Annotated in this window: 13 protein-coding genes, 1 rRNA gene and 2 riboswitches; of the genes, 10 read left to right on the top strand and 4 right to left on the bottom strand. The window is 66.9% G+C overall.

Annotated features, from left to right (window positions below; all coding sequences use genetic code 11):
* The first annotated feature begins 70 nt into the window (after window positions 1–70).
* The 3 genes from AADJ02_RS08065 to AADJ02_RS08055 all read left to right on the top strand — a co-directional run bounded on the left by AADJ02_RS08065 (window position 71) and on the right by AADJ02_RS08055 (window position 3,736).
* Entirely contained in the window at window positions 71–934 is an 864-nt protein-coding gene (locus tag AADJ02_RS08065; RefSeq protein ID WP_341212488.1) for an N-formylglutamate amidohydrolase, read from the top strand.
* An 82-nt stretch (window positions 935–1,016) separates the two neighbouring features.
* A complete protein-coding gene (locus AADJ02_RS08060) occupies window positions 1,017–2,810 on the top strand; it encodes an SLC13 family permease (RefSeq protein ID WP_341212487.1) in 1,794 nt (597 codons plus the stop codon).
* Between the two features lie 71 nt (window positions 2,811–2,881).
* A complete protein-coding gene (locus AADJ02_RS08055) occupies window positions 2,882–3,736 on the top strand; it encodes a lytic transglycosylase domain-containing protein (RefSeq protein WP_341212486.1) in 855 nt (284 codons plus the stop codon).
* Here AADJ02_RS08055 and AADJ02_RS08050 read toward each other — a convergent pair.
* Entirely contained in the window at window positions 3,733–4,986 is a 1,254-nt protein-coding gene (locus AADJ02_RS08050) for a DNA polymerase IV (protein WP_341212485.1), read from the bottom strand. The genes AADJ02_RS08055 and AADJ02_RS08050 overlap by 4 nt on opposite strands.
* On the opposite strand from AADJ02_RS08050, the gene AADJ02_RS08045 reads away from it, so the two are divergent.
* Complete coding sequence (locus AADJ02_RS08045) at window positions 4,985–5,422, top strand: NUDIX hydrolase (RefSeq protein WP_341212484.1); 438 nt, start codon at window positions 4,985–4,987, stop codon at window positions 5,420–5,422. The genes AADJ02_RS08050 and AADJ02_RS08045 overlap by 2 nt on opposite strands.
* Here AADJ02_RS08045 and AADJ02_RS08040 read toward each other — a convergent pair.
* A complete protein-coding gene (locus AADJ02_RS08040) occupies window positions 5,419–6,183 on the bottom strand; it encodes an aldolase/citrate lyase family protein (protein WP_341212483.1) in 765 nt (254 codons plus the stop codon). The two genes, AADJ02_RS08045 and AADJ02_RS08040, sit on opposite strands and share 4 nt — an antisense overlap.
* A 192-nt stretch (window positions 6,184–6,375) precedes the next feature.
* Window positions 6,376–6,463: riboswitch (glycine riboswitch) on the top strand.
* Window positions 6,464–6,465: 2 nt separating this feature from the next.
* Window positions 6,466–6,572, top strand: a riboswitch (glycine riboswitch).
* A gap of 14 nt (window positions 6,573–6,586) precedes the next feature.
* Here AADJ02_RS08040 and AADJ02_RS08035 point away from each other — a divergent pair.
* Window positions 6,587–7,828 (top strand): D-amino acid dehydrogenase, encoded by a 1,242-nt coding sequence (locus AADJ02_RS08035; RefSeq protein ID WP_341212482.1) that lies wholly within the window; start codon window positions 6,587–6,589, stop codon window positions 7,826–7,828.
* Window positions 7,829–7,899: 71 nt separating this feature from the next.
* Here AADJ02_RS08035 and AADJ02_RS08030 read toward each other — a convergent pair whose 3' ends face one another.
* Both AADJ02_RS08030 and pyrF read right to left on the bottom strand, forming a co-directional pair.
* Window positions 7,900–8,112, bottom strand: coding sequence for a hypothetical protein (locus AADJ02_RS08030; RefSeq protein ID WP_021694985.1), 213 nt, complete (start codon window positions 8,110–8,112; stop codon window positions 7,900–7,902).
* 111 nt (window positions 8,113–8,223) lie between these two features.
* On the bottom strand, window positions 8,224–8,955 hold the full coding sequence (gene pyrF, locus AADJ02_RS08025) for an orotidine-5'-phosphate decarboxylase (RefSeq protein ID WP_341212481.1): 732 nt from the start codon (window positions 8,953–8,955) through the stop codon (window positions 8,224–8,226).
* A gap of 142 nt (window positions 8,956–9,097) precedes the next feature.
* Here pyrF and AADJ02_RS08020 point away from each other — a divergent pair, with 142 nt between their 5' ends.
* From AADJ02_RS08020 to AADJ02_RS08000, 5 genes are all read left to right on the top strand, one after another.
* Window positions 9,098–9,460, top strand: a complete 363-nt coding sequence (locus AADJ02_RS08020) for a hypothetical protein (RefSeq protein WP_341212480.1) — start codon at window positions 9,098–9,100, stop codon at window positions 9,458–9,460.
* Between the two features lie 176 nt (window positions 9,461–9,636).
* The gene (gene clpB, locus AADJ02_RS08015; RefSeq protein ID WP_341212479.1) at window positions 9,637–12,252 is read left to right on the top strand and encodes an ATP-dependent chaperone ClpB; all 2,616 of its coding nucleotides are present in this window, start codon (window positions 9,637–9,639) and stop codon (window positions 12,250–12,252) included.
* Window positions 12,253–12,405: 153 nt separating this feature from the next.
* Window positions 12,406–13,305, top strand: a complete 900-nt coding sequence (gene msrP, locus AADJ02_RS08010; RefSeq protein WP_341212478.1) for a protein-methionine-sulfoxide reductase catalytic subunit MsrP — start codon at window positions 12,406–12,408, stop codon at window positions 13,303–13,305.
* On the top strand, window positions 13,305–13,934 hold the full coding sequence (gene msrQ / locus AADJ02_RS08005) for a protein-methionine-sulfoxide reductase heme-binding subunit MsrQ (RefSeq protein ID WP_341212477.1): 630 nt from the start codon (window positions 13,305–13,307) through the stop codon (window positions 13,932–13,934). The genes msrP and msrQ overlap by 1 nt, the downstream gene beginning before the upstream one ends.
* Window positions 13,935–14,445: 511 nt before the next feature.
* A 16S ribosomal RNA gene (locus AADJ02_RS08000) occupies window positions 14,446–14,545 on the top strand; the annotation flags it as partial.

The following is a 14,545-nucleotide window of genomic DNA, read 5'->3' as shown; positions in this document are numbered from 1 at the left end:
CGGAGGGGTTCAAGGGGTTTTGGAGGAAGAAGTTTCCGAGCTATCCTTTCCGTCGGAGCCCCCGGAGTTCATGCGCATGCCCGCCTTCGACCTGACCCGACCGGAGGCGCGCACCAGCTGCGTCGTCTTCGCTTCGCCCCACTCGGGGCGCGACTATCCCGCCTCCCTGCTTTTGCGCAGCGAACTTGATGCGCGGCAGATCCGCTCGTCCGAGGACGCCTTTGTCGATCGGCTTTTCGAAGCGGCGCCCAGGCATGGTGCGCCGCTACTGGTGGCCCGCGCGCCGCGGGCATGGGTCGATCTCAACCGCGCCGCGGACGAGCTTGACCCGGCACTGATCGAAGGCGTAGCGCGGCGCAGCCACAACCCGCGCGTGGCCAGCGGGCTGGGCGTGATTCCCCGCGTGGTCGCGGGCGGGCGGGCGATCTATTCGGGCAAGATCGGCCTCGCGGAGGCGCGCGAGCGGCTCGACAACTGCTGGTCGCCCTATCACGCGGCGCTGCAGGGACTTTTGACCGAGAGCCATGACGCATTCGGCGAATCGATCCTCGTCGACTGCCACTCGATGCCGCATGAGGCGATCGAATTGGCGGGCGGGCCGGGCGGACAGCGCCCGCATGTAGTCTTGGGCGACCGGTTCGGCGCGGCGGCGGCGCCTCGGGTCATGGCACGAATCGAGGCGGCGTTCGTCTCCGCCGGGTTGCGGGTGGCGCGCAACACGCCCTTTGCCGGGGCCTATGTGACCCAAGCCTATGGCCGACCCTCGCGTCGTCAGCACGCGATCCAGATCGAGATCGACCGGTCGCTCTACATGGACGAGGCCCTCATCGCGCCGCATGCCGGGTTCGACGCCTTTCGCGCGCGGCTCGAGGGGGTGATCGCACAGATTGCCGCGATCGGACGTTCCGAGGCCGAACAGGTCGCGGCAGAGTAGAAGCACGGAACCGGCGGTCCGTCGCACCGGTTGAGCCGATGCGGCCCGTCCGGGGCCGACCGACAACCCCGGAGGACCGGCCTTGCCCCTCATACCCGTGGAGCTTCAACCGGTCGTGGCACTGGTTCTGCTCGGCCTGCTCTTTGTCGCCTTTCTGCTCGAACGCTTTCCGCCAGACGTCACGGCGGCCGGTGCGGCAGCACTGTTTGTGGGCTTGGGCCTCACGCCGTCCGACAAGGTGCTCGAGGTATTCTCCAACCCCGCGCCGATCACCATCGCGGCGATGTTCGTGATATCCGGCGCCTTGGTGCGCACCGGTCTGCTCGATGCGCTCGCGGCCCTGGTCATCGCGCGGGCCGAGACGCGCCCCAAGGTCGCTGTGGCCGTGTTTCTGACCGCGACGCTGCTGGCCTCGGGCATCGTCAACAACACCCCCGTGGTGCTGATCCTGATCCCGGTCATGATCCGGCTGGCGCGTTCGCTCGGCATTGCAGAGACGCGGCTTCTGATCCCGCTCTCCTACGCGGCGGTGCTGGGCGGCACGCTGACGCTGATCGGTAGCTCGACCAACCTGCTCGTGGCCGGTGTCGCGGCCGAGCAGGGGCTGGCCCCCTTCGGGATCTTCGAGATCGCGCCCGTGGGCCTCGCTCTGGGGGCCGTGGGCGGCGTGACGCTCGCGGTGCTGGGGCCATGGCTCCTGCCCGATCGGCGGGCACGCAATGATGCGGGCGAGCACGAGACAACGTTTCTCACCGAGATTCGTCTGCTCGAAGGGCACCCCGGCCTCGGCAAGCCCTTGTCGGAGGTGGCCGACCTGAGCCGTCCGGGCATCCGCATCACAGCCCGGCGCGAGGGCGCGCGGTTGCGTCGCTCGAACCTCGACGAGCATATCGCCGCCGCGGGCGACGTTTTTGTCGCCATGGCCACCACCTCCGAGATTCTGACGCTGCGGGGGATCGCGGGTCTTGGCGTGGGCCTGCGGCGCGGCCCCGGCGGCCGGGCCAGCGAAGAGGAGCTCGTCGTGGCCGAGGCAATGGTGACACCGACCCACGGCAGCCCGCGCGACACTGTCTCGCAGCTCTCGGTGGGCTACCGCTACGGGCTGCGGGTGCTGGGGGCGCATCGACAGGGGCATGTACCGGGGGCCGATCTGGGCACGGCCCGGCTGCGGCCCGCCGACAAGCTTCTGCTCGAAGGCACCGCAGAGGGATTTGACCGCCTTGCGCAAGGCGGTGAGCTGGTGTCGGTCACCCGGCCCTCGGGGCGCGCCTACCGCCGCCGCCGTGCGCCGCTGGCGCTTCTGGCGCTGTTCGCGGTGGTTGGCCTCGCGGCTTTCGAGGTAGCGCCGATCTCACTTCTGGCGCTGGGGGCCGTGGCCGCGATCCTGTTGTTTCGCTGCATCGACAACGACGAGGCTTGGGGGTCGGTAGACGCCAGCATCCTAGTGCTGATCCTGTCGATGCTGATCGTCGGCGTCGGTCTGGAGGAAACCGGCACGGTGTCGTTGATCGTTGACACTCTGGCGCCATGGCTCGAAGGGCTGCCGCCGATTGCGCTTCTGGCGGCACTCTACGCGCTGACCTCGATCCTCACCGAAACGGTGACTAACAATGCCGTGGCAGTCGTGGTCACGCCGATCGCGGTGGCGCTGGGGCAGGAGACGGGGGTCGATCCGCGCGCGCTCGTGGTCGCGGTGATGATGGGGGCCTCCGCCAGTTTCGCCACGCCCGTGGGGTACCAAACCAACACGCTGGTCTACGGCGCGGGCGACTACCGATTCTCGGACTTCTTGAAGATTGGCCTGCCGATGAACCTGATCGTCGGGGTGGCGGCGGTGCTGGTGATTCCATTGGTGTTTCCGCTGACGCCGGGCTGAGGAGCGAAGTTGATTTCCCTCTCCCCACACTTTGCCCGACACTGGACCCCATGACTCGTATTGCCGTTTCCTTGTTGCTCGCGTTCGCGCTTCTTGTTCCGCCGGCTGCCGCCCAAGAGGCGGTCGAGCGGCGCTGCGTGCCAAATGGCCCCTGCATCACGCTCGACAACTATATCCCCGACGTCTGCGAGGCGATCGAGACGCTGGCCAAGCAAAACGCGCTCGACGTCGGCTTTTTTGCGCGTCTGGTCTGGCGTGAGAGCCTGTTCGACGCGGGCGCGGTGAGCCCGGCGGGCGCGCTCGGTATCGCCCAGTTCATGCCAGGCACCGCCAAGCTGCGCGGCCTGGCCGATCCCTTCGACCCCGCGCAGGCGCTCGCGGCTTCGGCGTTCTACCTAGCCGAACTGGCAGAGCGGTTCGGCTCGATCGGTCTTGCTGCCGTGGCCTATAACGCGGGCGAGGCACGGGCCGAGAAATTTCTTGCAGGCAACGATTGGCTCCCCGGCGAGACCGAGGCCTATGTGCAGGCCATCACCGGGCATGCGGCGCGCGACTGGCGCGATGCGCCGCCCCTTGAGGTTGATCTCGCACTTGCAGCAGACCGGCCTTTCCTCGATGCCTGCAAGGCACAAGCCAAGGGGCGCAGCATCGCGCAGTTTCGTGTCGCGGCGCCGGTTCTGGCTTGGGGCGTGGTGCTGGCCTCGGCGCCCGAACGCGGCGCGGTGGACCGACGCGTGCGGCAGATCCAGCGCGACGTGGGGGCGGTGATCGGCAATGAGCAGATTGCCTATACCCTGTCACGCTTTCCCGGCCAGCGCGCACGTCGCCACGTGGCCCAGATTGGTCGTGCCAGTCTGAGCGAGGCTGGCGCGCTCTGCGCGCGTCTGCGCGCAGCGGGGGCGGTCTGCATGGTGCTCAAGAACTAGCGCAGGGCGCGGCCCTTGAGAATCGCCTCCGCACCGAACCTCGCGCGGATCGCATCCGCGGCCCGCTCGGCGCGTTCGCGCGCGGCGCGGCCCGGATCAAGCAGATCGGCCTCCGATGGCGCGGTCGCGGCGTCCGACAGCTCGGACAGCCCGACGCCCAAGAGCCTGTAGGCCCCGCTTTCGCCGCGCGCGTCGAACAGCCCGCGCGCGGTGCGGTAGAGCGCGTCAGCGGTCTGGGTCGGGGCGCGTAGCGTGACGCGGCGCGACAGCAGCGTGTGGTCGGCGCGCTTGAGCTTGAGCAGCACCACCCGCCCCACGAGGTCGCGAGCCTTGGCGCGCGAGGAGACCTTCTCGGCCATGCGCCAGATATGGCCGTCGAGGATCTCGGGGTCTTTCGTGTCGACCTCGAAGGTGGTCTCGTTGGAGATGCCCTTGACCGGCTCATGCGCGGTGACGCGCCTGCGATCCTCGCCGCGTGCGAGGTGGTAGATCCGCTCGCCCAAGCCCCCGAAGCGGCGCACGAGATCCGACAGCTCCCAGCGCAGCACGTCTTCGAAGGTGCGGATGCCGACGGCATCGAGGCTGGCCTGCGCCTGCGGCCCGACGCCCCAGATCAGTCCGATGGGTTTGGGGCGCAGAAGGTCGATGGTTTCGGCCTTGCCGATCACCGAAAACCCGCGCGGCTTGTCGAAATCGCTCGCCATCTTGGCGAGGAACTTGTTGTGCGAGAGACCGATGGAGCCCGAAAGGCCCAGCTCATCCTGCATCCGGCGCGTCAGCCGCGCCAGCATCACGGCGGGCGGCGCGCCGTGCAGACGCTCGGTGCCGGTGAGATCGAGGAACGCCTCGTCGAGCGACAGCGGCTCGATCGCAGGGGTCAGCTCCTCCATCATCGAGCGGATCGCGCGCGACGCCTCGGTATAGGCTTCGAATCGCGGCTTCACGACCACCGCCTCGGGGCAGAGCTTGAGCGCCTGAAACATCGGCATCGCCGATTTCACGCCCCTGATCCGGGCGAGGTAGCAGGCGGTCGAGACGACGCCGCGCCGTCCGCCGCCGACGATCACAGGCTTGTCCACGAGATCGGGGTTGTCGCGCTTTTCGACGCTGGCGAAAAAGGCGTCGCAATCCATGTGCGCGATGGAGAGCGAAAACAGTTCGGGATGGGATGTAACGCGCGGGGACCGGCAGGCGGGACAGCGTTTGCCCGCCTCGAAGGTGTGAAGACAGGCGCGGCAAAGAGACGGCATGGCAACATCATACAGCGCCGCATGGAGCGGCGAAAGCTTCGACGGCGCGAAGGCGGCGCTGTTCGTCGCGGATCGCCTGCTCGTGATCCGTCGTGACGACCGGCCCGACATCGTCTTTCCCGGCGCGCTGGATTTTCCGGGTGGCGGGCGCGAGCGGGACGAGAGCCCCGAGGCGACGCTGGCGCGCGAGATGCGCGAGGAGGTGGGGCTGGAGATGGGCCGGGCCGATGTTCTGTGGCGGCAGCGATTCGTCAGCGCCACGCGGCCCGGGCCCGTTTGGTTCTTTGTGTTGCACATGAACGCGGAGGCCGAGGCCGACGTAGTATTCGGCGACGAAGGGCAGGGCTGGTCCCTGATGACGCCGCAGGCCTTTCTGGACGCGCCCGATGCGATCCCGGCGCTGCAGGCGCGGCTCAGGCTCTGGCAGGCGCTCTAGCGGAACCGGGCCAGCAACCCCTGCGCGCCCGCGAGCATAAGTGAGGCATCGATGCCGACGGCGGTGAACCGGGTGCCGCGGGTCATGCAATCGCGCGCGAAGGCCGGGTCGAGCGTCAGGATGCCAGCGGGCACACCCATCGCGCCCAAGCGGTCGATCGCGCCCATGATCGCCTCTACCACCTCCGGGTGATCGAGACGGCCCGGATGGCCAAGGCTCGCCGCGAGGTCGGCGGGGCCGATGAACACGCCGTCCACGCCCTCGACGGCCGCGATCTCCTCGAGCCGGTCGAGCGCCGCCTTGGTCTCGACCTGCACCAGCACGCAGATCTCTTCATGCGCGCGAGCCATGTAGTCGCCGATCCTGCCATAGCGCGTGGCCCGGTGCAGCCCTGCGACGCCGCGCATGCCAACGGGCGGGTAGCGGGTGGCGGCGACGGCGGCGCGGGCCTCTTGGGCCGATTGCACATAGGGGATCAGCAGCGTCTGCGCGCCGAAGTCGAGCAACCGCTTGATGAGAATCGGATCGTTCCAGGCCGGGCGCACCACGGCCGAGGTCGTGGGCTCGGCCGCCATGGACTGCAGTGCCGGCAGGACGTCGAGCACGTCGGTGGGCGAATGCTCGGTGTCGACCACCACCCAGTCATAGCCCAGCCCCGAAAGCGCCTCGGGCACGAAGGCCCCCGAGATCATGTTCCAAAGACCGATCTGCTGGCGCCCCTCGCGCAGCCCCGCCTTGAAGCGGTTCACCGGGTTTTCCATGGCGTCTCCCCTCCGCGATGCGCGGCTCTCCCGCCGACCCTGAGGGGGCCGGTTCGCATCGGAGGATCGGCGCGATACCGGGCAGTTGCAAGCGCGGCGGCGCAAATGTCACGCGGATCGCCGCTTGCGCGAGATTCTTGTGCGGGGTGCACTGGCGGAACGGCGCGGCATGCCGTATGTTTCCGATAGGAAACGGTCCTGCCGGGAGAGAGCGGGACGGTCCGCCGCCGAAGGAGCAGTCGCGCGCCCCGCGATCTCTCAGGCAAAAGGACCGGCCGGGCCGCATGAATATCCGGAGAGAGGCCGCGAGGCCCGCCGAAGGGGAAAGTCGCGCGTGGCATGATGCCATGGCGGTGAAGCTCTCAGGCACAAGGGACGGAAGGGGCGCGTTGGAGCGGGCAACATGCCGCATTACGCCGTTTTGGGCGCCGGAATCACCGGCGTCACCACTGCTTATTCCCTGTTGAAGCGCGGCCACGAGGTCACGGTCTTTGATCGCCAGCGCTATGCGGCGATGGAGACGAGCTTTGCCAATGGCGGACAGCTCTCGGCCTCGAACGCCGAGGTCTGGAACCGTTGGGCCACCGTGCTCAAGGGCACGAAGTGGCTCCTGAAGCCCGACGCGCCGCTATCGGTGAACCCCAAGCCGAGCTGGCACAAGATGAGCTGGATGGCCGAGTTCCTCGGGCAGATCCGCAATTACGAAGCCAATACCGTGGCCACGACCAGGCTTGCCGTGGCAGCGCGGGCCGGGATGCGCGAGATGGCCGAGACGGCGGGGATCGACTTCGATTTTTCGCCCGCCAGCATCGTGCATTTCTACCAGACCCAGAAAGATCTGGCCGATGGTCGCCGGGTGAACAAGCTGCTCGCACAGGGCGGTCTGCGCCGTGATGAGCTGTCACCCGACGAGGTGCGCGCCCTGGTGCCGCAACTCACCGGGCCTTTGACGGGCGGCTTCGTGACCGAGAGCGATTCCACCGGCGACATCCACAAGTTCACCACAGGTCTCGCCAACTGGCTGGCGGGGCAGGGGGTGCGGTTCCGCATGGGGCAAGAGATCACCGACGTGCGCGCGGCCGAAGATGGTGTCACGGTCACCGCCGGTGCGCCCGAGCGCTTTGATGGTGTGGTGGTCTGTGCCGGTGTCGGATCGCGCAGCATCGCGGCGAAGCTGGGCGACCGGGTGAACATCTATCCGGTGAAAGGCTATTCGATCACCGTGTCCCTGCGCGATGCGCAGAGCCGGGCGGCAGCCCCCTATGTCTCGCTTCTGGACGACAAGGCCAAGATCGTGACTTCGCGTCTGGGTGAGGACCGGTTCCGCGTCGCGGGCACGGCCGAGTTCAACGGCTACAACCGCGACATCCGTTCAGACCGGGTCAAACCGCTGGTCGATTGGGTCGAGCGGCTGTTTCCGGGCGTGTCGACCGAGCATTGTGTGCCTTGGGCCGGTCTGCGGCCGATGATGCCGAACATGCTGCCCAAGGTCGGCGCGGGGCGTCAACCGGGCGTGTTCTACAACACCGGCCACGGGCATCTGGGCTGGACGCTGTCTGCTGCCACCGCCGAGGCGCTGGGCGAGACAATCGGTGAAGGCCCGGGGTTGCGTGCTATGCCCGGAGGCATGGCGCAGGCCGCCTGAGTGCCACCCCTCCTCACGAAAAAGGCCCGCCGTTTGGCGGGCCTTTCTACGTTCGGGGGAGGACCGAAAATTCAGAGATGCGACCAGAGCGACGCGCCGCTGTCGGACATACGCATCGCGTGACGGGTCAGGCTGGCGCGCACATGGCCCGCGTCCATGTCGATCGGCCCGGCCACTTGGCAGGGATAGCGGTAGGTCGTGCCGTTGCGGTCCACGTCCACGCGCGCCTCGAAGGCACCGATCTGGGCGTTGTAGCGCACGTCGCCGAGTCTGATGGTCTGCATTCGAAGTGTCTCCGCTGCTCGCTTTTTCTAGATCGTCAACCACTCAATCGCGATTTCGGTTCCTTGTGGCGGCGAAGACTCTTTGATTCATTTTTGCCCAGCACAAACCTACTAGGTGTTGGGGGTGCGGACCTGCGGCGACACCATTTCCTCTGCGATGGCCTGCGCGGCGGCACGGGGGTTCTCCGCCTGCCAGACAGGGCGACCGACCACGACATGGTCCGCGCCCGCCGCGATGGCCTGCGCGGGCGTCATCACCCGCTTCTGATCGCCGAGGGCCGCACCGGCGGGGCGCACGCCCGGCGTGACGATGAGCTTGCCCGCCGCCTGCGGCAGCGCCCGGATCAGTGCGGCCTCCTGCGGGCTGGCGATCACGCCGTCGGCCCCGGCCTCTAGCGCGCGGCCCGCGCGTTCCACCACCATCTCGGCCACGTCGCCCGCGCGCATCATCCCCTCGTCAAGATCATCGCGGTCAAGCGAGGTGAGGATCGTCACGGCGAGGATTTTCATATCCTTGCCACTTGCGCCTTCCCGCGCGGCGCGCACCACGTGCGGATCGCCATGCACGGTGAGAAAGTCGAGATCGAACTGCGCCAGCCCGCGCACCGCCGCCTCGACCGTGGCCCCGATGTCGAAGAGCTTCATGTCCAGAAAGATGCGCTTGCCATGCTCGTCCTTCAGCTCGCGCGCCAAAGCGAGCCCGCCGCCGGTGAGCATGCCCAGGCCGATCTTGTAAAACGACACCGCGTCGCCGAGCTGCTCGGCGAGCTTGAGCCCGGAGATCGCGTCGGGACGGTCGATGGCGACGATCAGGCGATCGTCGGCGGGGGTCGGGGCGGTCATGGCGGGCTCTCCGGGGCTTTGGGGGGTCGCGCGCTTTTGACGCGTGCCGCGCAGCCGCGTCAAGCGCGGGTGCGGGAACGCAGGCGCCGGGGCGGCGTTGCGCCTGTGAAAGGGGCCCTGTGCCTCAGCCAAGGAGACCGACATGGCCCAAAAACCCCGCAGTTCGCGCCGCGCATTTCTCTATGCGATGATCCCGATGGGGTTCATCCTTCTCGTCATTTTCCTCGTGGTAGGTGGCTGGTTCCGCGCCGAGGAGGCCGAGGAGTTCGACACCGTGCCGCTCGAGGTGCCGAGCCAGAGCCCTGCGACCACCGGTGAAACCGGTGACGCCGAACCCGACGATGCGATCATCGATGACGCCGAAACCGATGCGGCCGAGCCGCAGACGCCCGACGACATGGTGCGGCCGAGCGTTGCCGACAGCGATGCCGACAGCTTGGGGGAGCCCGAGGACGACAATGTCGATGACGATGGCGGCCTCGACCCGGTGCCGCCCTCGGAGTGACCGGCGCAAGCCATTGATAACTTGGCCGCCGGGCGACGTACCCGGCGGCCATTTTGCATTCTGTGATACTTGCGCAACGCCGACCCGCCCCCCATCTTTCCGACCAGAGGCCCGAACCGGGGCGCGCCGCCAGAGCGGGCGTCTTTCCACCGGGCGCTTTGACCAAGGAGAGACAGATGAACCTCGACAAGTTCACCGAACGCTCGCGCGGCTTCATTCAGGCTGCGCAGACCATCGCGATGCGCGAGAGCCACCAGCGTCTTGCGCCCGAGCACCTTCTGAAGGCGCTCATGGACGACGATCAGGGCCTTGCCACCAACCTCATCATCAATGCGGGCGGCGACGCTGGCCGCGTGCGCGAAGCGGTCGATGCCGCCGTGGCCAAGCTGCCCAAGGTGTCAGGTGACGCGGGCCAGACCTATCTCGATCAGTCCACCGGCAAGGTTCTCGACGAGGCCGAGCAGATCGCCAAGAAGGCTGGCGACAGCTTCGTGCCCGCCGAGCGCATTCTCATGGCGCTCGCCATGGTGAAGTCCAAGGCCAAGGAGGCGCTCGACGCCGGCAGGGTCTCGGCGCAATCGCTCAACACCGCGATCAATGCCGTGCGCAAGGGCCGTACCGCCGACAGTGCCAATGCCGAGGAAGGCTATGACGCGCTGAAGAAATACGCGCGCGACCTGACCGAGGCCGCCGAGCAGGGCAGGATCGACCCGATCATCGGGCGCGACGAGGAAATCCGCCGCGCTATGCAGGTGCTGTCGCGCCGCACTAAGAACAACCCGGTGCTGATCGGCGAGCCGGGCGTTGGCAAGACCGCCATCGCCGAAGGTCTGGCGCTGCGCATCATCGACGGCGATGTGCCGGAATCCCTGCGCAACAAACGCTTGATGTCGCTCGACATGGGCGCGCTCATCGCTGGCGCCAAATATCGCGGCGAGTTCGAGGAGCGGCTGAAAGCGGTGCTCAAGGAGATCGAGGCCGCGGCAGGCGAGGTAATCCTGTTCATCGACGAGATGCACACCCTCGTGGGGGCCGGCAAATCCGACGGCGCGATGGATGCGGCCAACCTCATCAAGCCGGCTCTGGCGCGCGGTGAGTTGCACTGCATCGGTGCCACCACGCTCGATGAGTATCGCAAATATGTTGAGAAGGACGCGGCTCTGGCGCGGCGGTTCCAGCCGCTGATGGTCGAGGAGCCGACCGAAGAGGACACGATCTCGATCCTGCGCGGCATCCGCGAGAAATACGAGTTGCACCATGGCGTGCGGATCTCGGACTCGGCGCTCGTGGCGGCGGCGCAGTTGTCGCATCGCTATATCACCGACCGCTTCCTGCCCGACAAGGCGATCGACCTCGTCGACGAGGCCGCCAGCCGGCTGCGCATGGAGGTGGACAGCAAGCCCGAGGAGCTCGACGCGCTCGACCGTTCGATCCTGCAGATGCAGATCGAGGCCGAGGCGCTGCGCCGCGAGGATGACGAGGCCTCCAAGGAGCGTCTGGCCAAGATCGAAGAGGAGCTCGGCGCGCTGACCGAAAAGGCGGATGCGATGACCGCCAAATGGCAGGCCGAGCGCGACCGTCTCGAAGGCTCGCGCACGCTCAAGGAGCGGCTCGACCGCGCGCGCGCCGAGCTCGACATCGCCAAGCGCGAGGGCAACCTCGCCAAGGCGGGCGAGCTCAGCTACGGCGTCATCCCGCAGCTCGAGCGCGAGCTGAGCCATGCCGAGACCTCGGACGACCCGCTGATGGTCGAAGAGGCGGTGCGGCCCGAGCAGATCGCCGAGGTGGTGGAGCGCTGGACCGGCATCCCGACCTCGAAGATGCTCGAGGGTGAGCGCGAAAAGCTGCTGCGCATGGAAGAGGAGCTGGGCCGCCGCGTGATCGGCCAGCACACCGCCGTGCGGGCCGTGGCCAACGCGGTGCGCCGTGCGCGGGCGGGGCTGAACGACGAGCATCGTCCCTTGGGCTCTTTCCTGTTCCTCGGACCCACGGGCGTGGGCAAGACCGAGCTGACCAAGGCCGTGGCCGAATACCTCTTCGACGACGACCAGGCGATGGTGCGCATCGACATGTCGGAGTTCATGGAAAAGCACGCGGTCGCCCGCCTGATCGGCGCGCCTCCGGGCTATGTCGGCTATGACGAGGGCGGCGTGCTGACCGAGGCCGTGCGGCGCAGGCCCTATCAGGTGATCCTGTTCGACGAGGTCGAAAAGGCGCATCCGGATGTCTTCAACGTGCTGTTGCAGGTGCTCGACGACGGGGTGCTGACCGATGGGCAGGGCCGTCGCGTCGACTTCAAGCAAACGCTGATCGTGCTGACCTCGAACCTCGGGGCGCAGGCGCTCAGCCAGCTTCCCGACGGGGCGGATGCAGGCCGCGCAAAGCGCGACGTGATGGATGCGGTGCGGGCGCATTTCCGGCCCGAGTTCCTCAACCGGCTCGACGAGACGATCATCTTCGACCGGCTCGGCCGCGAGGACATGTCGGGCATCGTCGAGATCCAGCTCGCTCGGCTGGAGAAGCGGCTGGCGGGGCGCAACATCACGCTGACGCTCGACGAGGCCGCGAAGAAGTGGCTGGCCGAGGAGGGCTATGACCCGGTGTTCGGGGCGCGACCCCTGAAAAGGGTGATCCAGCGGGCGTTGCAGGACCAGCTGGCCGAGATGATCCTCGCGGGCGATATCCGCGACGGGCAGGAAGTGCGGGTCAGCGCCGGGGCCGACGGTCTGATTGTCGGCGACAGGGTGTCGGGCACCTCCCGGCCCAAGCCCGAGGGCGCGGTGCTGCACTGACACAGGTTGTCGCTTAACTGGTAAAAGGCCCCGGTGGAGAGATCCGCCGGGGCCTTTTCACGTTACACGGCGTCAACGCATCGTGACGCCTGCAACATGGCGACTGCGGCTAACGTGCCTAGATTATTCGAAGACGCAGAGGAGACTTCCCCAATGGCCCATCGCTGGACGAACGAGCTGACCCGCGCCGACGCGACACCGCGCGGCCTGTTCCTGAACCGCCGCCAGATCATGGCCGGGGCAGGCGCGCTGGGCCTGTCCGGCCTTGCAGGCCGCGCGGGCGCCCAAGAGGCGCTGGAGCCGAACAGCTTCGAGGAGATCACCTCCTACAACAACTACTACGAGTTCGGCACGGGCAAGACCGATCCGGCCAAGAACGCGGAGGCGCTCGACACCTCCGACTGGCAGGTGACGGTGGACGGCCTCGTCGACAACCCCGGCACCTTCCCGCTGTCCGAGCTTATTGCCGGCCTCACGGTCGAGGAGCGGATCTACCGCCTGCGCTGCGTCGAGGCCTGGTCGATGGTGGTGCCGTGGCAGGGGATCGAGCTCAAGGACATCCTCGATCGCGCCGGGGTACAGTCGAACGCGCGCTACGTCGCCTTCGAGACCGCCGTGCAGCCCGACAACATGCCCGGCGTGCGCCGCGGCGTGCTCGACTTTCCCTATGTAGAGGGGCTGCGCCTCGACGAGGCGATGCACCCGCTGACGATCATGGCGACCGGGATCTACGACAAGCCGATGCCGAACCAGAACGGTGCGCCGATCCGTCTCGTGGTGCCGTGGAAATACGGTTTCAAATCGATCAAGTCGATCACGCGCATCTCTCTGGTCGAGCAGGAGCCGCCCACCACCTGGAACCGCCTCGCACCCGCCGAATACGGCTTTTATGCCAACGTGAACCCTACCGTGGACCATCCGCGCTGGAGCCAGTCCTCCGAGCGGCGCATCGGTGGCGGGTTGTTCTCGGCCCGGCAGGATACGTTGATGTACAACGGCTATGACGAGGTGGCCGGGCTCTACGAGGGCATGGACCTCAAGGCACAGTTCTGATGGCGCGCCCGCTCACCACCGCACAGAAGATCAATGGCGTGCTGCGTCGCGTGCCCGCTTGGCCGCTGTATGTGCTGGGCGGGCTTTGGGCCGCCTTCCTGTTCTGGCAGGCGCTGACCGGGCGTCTCGGCGTCGAGCCGATCAATGCGCTCGAACGCGAATACGGCGACACGGCGCTGAAGCTTCTGGTGGCGGGTCTCGCCGTGACACCGCTGCTGAAATACACCCGCATCAGCCTGCTGAAGTTTCGCCGGGCGATCGGACTGCTGACCTTCTTCTTCGTGTTGGCGCATTTCTCGGTCTGGGCGCTGCTCGACGTCCAGAGCTTCGGTCGGGTCTGGGCCGACATCCTCAAACGCCCCTATGTCACCGTCGGCATGATCGCCTTTGTCGGGCTGATCCCCTTGGCGCTGACCTCGAACAACCTGTCGATCCGCAAGCTGGGGCGCAACTGGCGCCGCCTGCACCAGCTCGTCTACGGCATCGCCATCCTCGGCGCAGTGCACTTCATCTGGCTTTCGAAGGGCTTTCAGATCGAGCCACTGGTCTATCTCGGCTTGATCCTGGGACTTCTGGCCACGCGGATTCGCTGGAACGCGTTGAAGGCCAGGGGTGCGGTCAGGGCCTGATAGAAGGGCCGGGTAGGGGGCATTGCGGATATTGCGGCGCCATGCAGCAATCGGGGCCGGTGATGCCGTCAATGGTCCGTTATTGCACAACATCCTGCCGATCGCGTCGATTGGGCGGAAAAGTTAAAATTAACGCTTGCGGGTCCGGAACGGTTTCCCTAGATAGCCCCTCACCGGCGGCGCAGAGATGCAGCGTTGGTGAGAAATTCCGAAGGGGACGAGGCGGCGCGCCGGACGTTAGGGCGCGGTTGTTTGGTTTTCTTCACTGCTCTTTGACATTGATGATATCTGAAGAGATATGCGGGCGGCTTCGGTTCATTTCGATGGATCAACGTCTGTATGTCGCGCCGGTAGGGGTTCGCCCCGATGACCGGTGTCAGCTTCACTGTTTGGCGGCTTTCGGTTTTCTTAGGGAAACCAGAAGCACAGTCAGACAGATGACTGTCCCATCCTAGCCGATGGGACGATGTGCAGAGGTTCGAGCGTCAAGGATAGCCATTTCGGTGGCTTTCAACTTGAGAGTTTGATCCTGGCTCAGAACGAACGCTGGCGGCAGGCCTAACACATGCAAGTCGAGCGAGACCTTCGGGTCTAGCGGCGGACGGGTTAGT

The organism is uncultured Limimaricola sp. (genome assembly GCF_964022235.1).
In the GTDB taxonomy this organism is placed as follows: Bacteria; Pseudomonadota; Alphaproteobacteria; order Rhodobacterales; family Rhodobacteraceae; genus Limimaricola.
Note: the sequence above shows the minus strand (reverse complement) of the source record. Positions and strands in the feature narration are given on the sequence as shown.

Coding starts and splice junctions, on each gene's coding strand:
- clpB (WP_341212479.1), top strand. CDS start 9,637: ATGAACCTCGACAAGTTCACCGAACGCTCGCGCGGCTTCATTCAGGCT.
- pyrF (WP_341212481.1), bottom strand. CDS start 8,955: ATGACCGCCCCGACCCCCGCCGACGATCGCCTGATCGTCGCCATCGAC.
- msrP (WP_341212478.1), top strand. CDS start 12,406: ATGGCCCATCGCTGGACGAACGAGCTGACCCGCGCCGACGCGACACCG.
- AADJ02_RS08040 (WP_341212483.1), bottom strand. CDS start 6,183: ATGGAAAACCCGGTGAACCGCTTCAAGGCGGGGCTGCGCGAGGGGCGC.
- AADJ02_RS08065 (WP_341212488.1), top strand. CDS start 71: ATGCGCATGCCCGCCTTCGACCTGACCCGACCGGAGGCGCGCACCAGC.
- AADJ02_RS08050 (WP_341212485.1), bottom strand. CDS start 4,986: ATGCCGTCTCTTTGCCGCGCCTGTCTTCACACCTTCGAGGCGGGCAAA.
- AADJ02_RS08030 (WP_021694985.1), bottom strand. CDS start 8,112: ATGCAGACCATCAGACTCGGCGACGTGCGCTACAACGCCCAGATCGGT.
- AADJ02_RS08035 (WP_341212482.1), top strand. CDS start 6,587: ATGCCGCATTACGCCGTTTTGGGCGCCGGAATCACCGGCGTCACCACT.
- msrQ (WP_341212477.1), top strand. CDS start 13,305: ATGGCGCGCCCGCTCACCACCGCACAGAAGATCAATGGCGTGCTGCGT.
- AADJ02_RS08045 (WP_341212484.1), top strand. CDS start 4,985: ATGGCAACATCATACAGCGCCGCATGGAGCGGCGAAAGCTTCGACGGC.
- AADJ02_RS08020 (WP_341212480.1), top strand. CDS start 9,098: ATGGCCCAAAAACCCCGCAGTTCGCGCCGCGCATTTCTCTATGCGATG.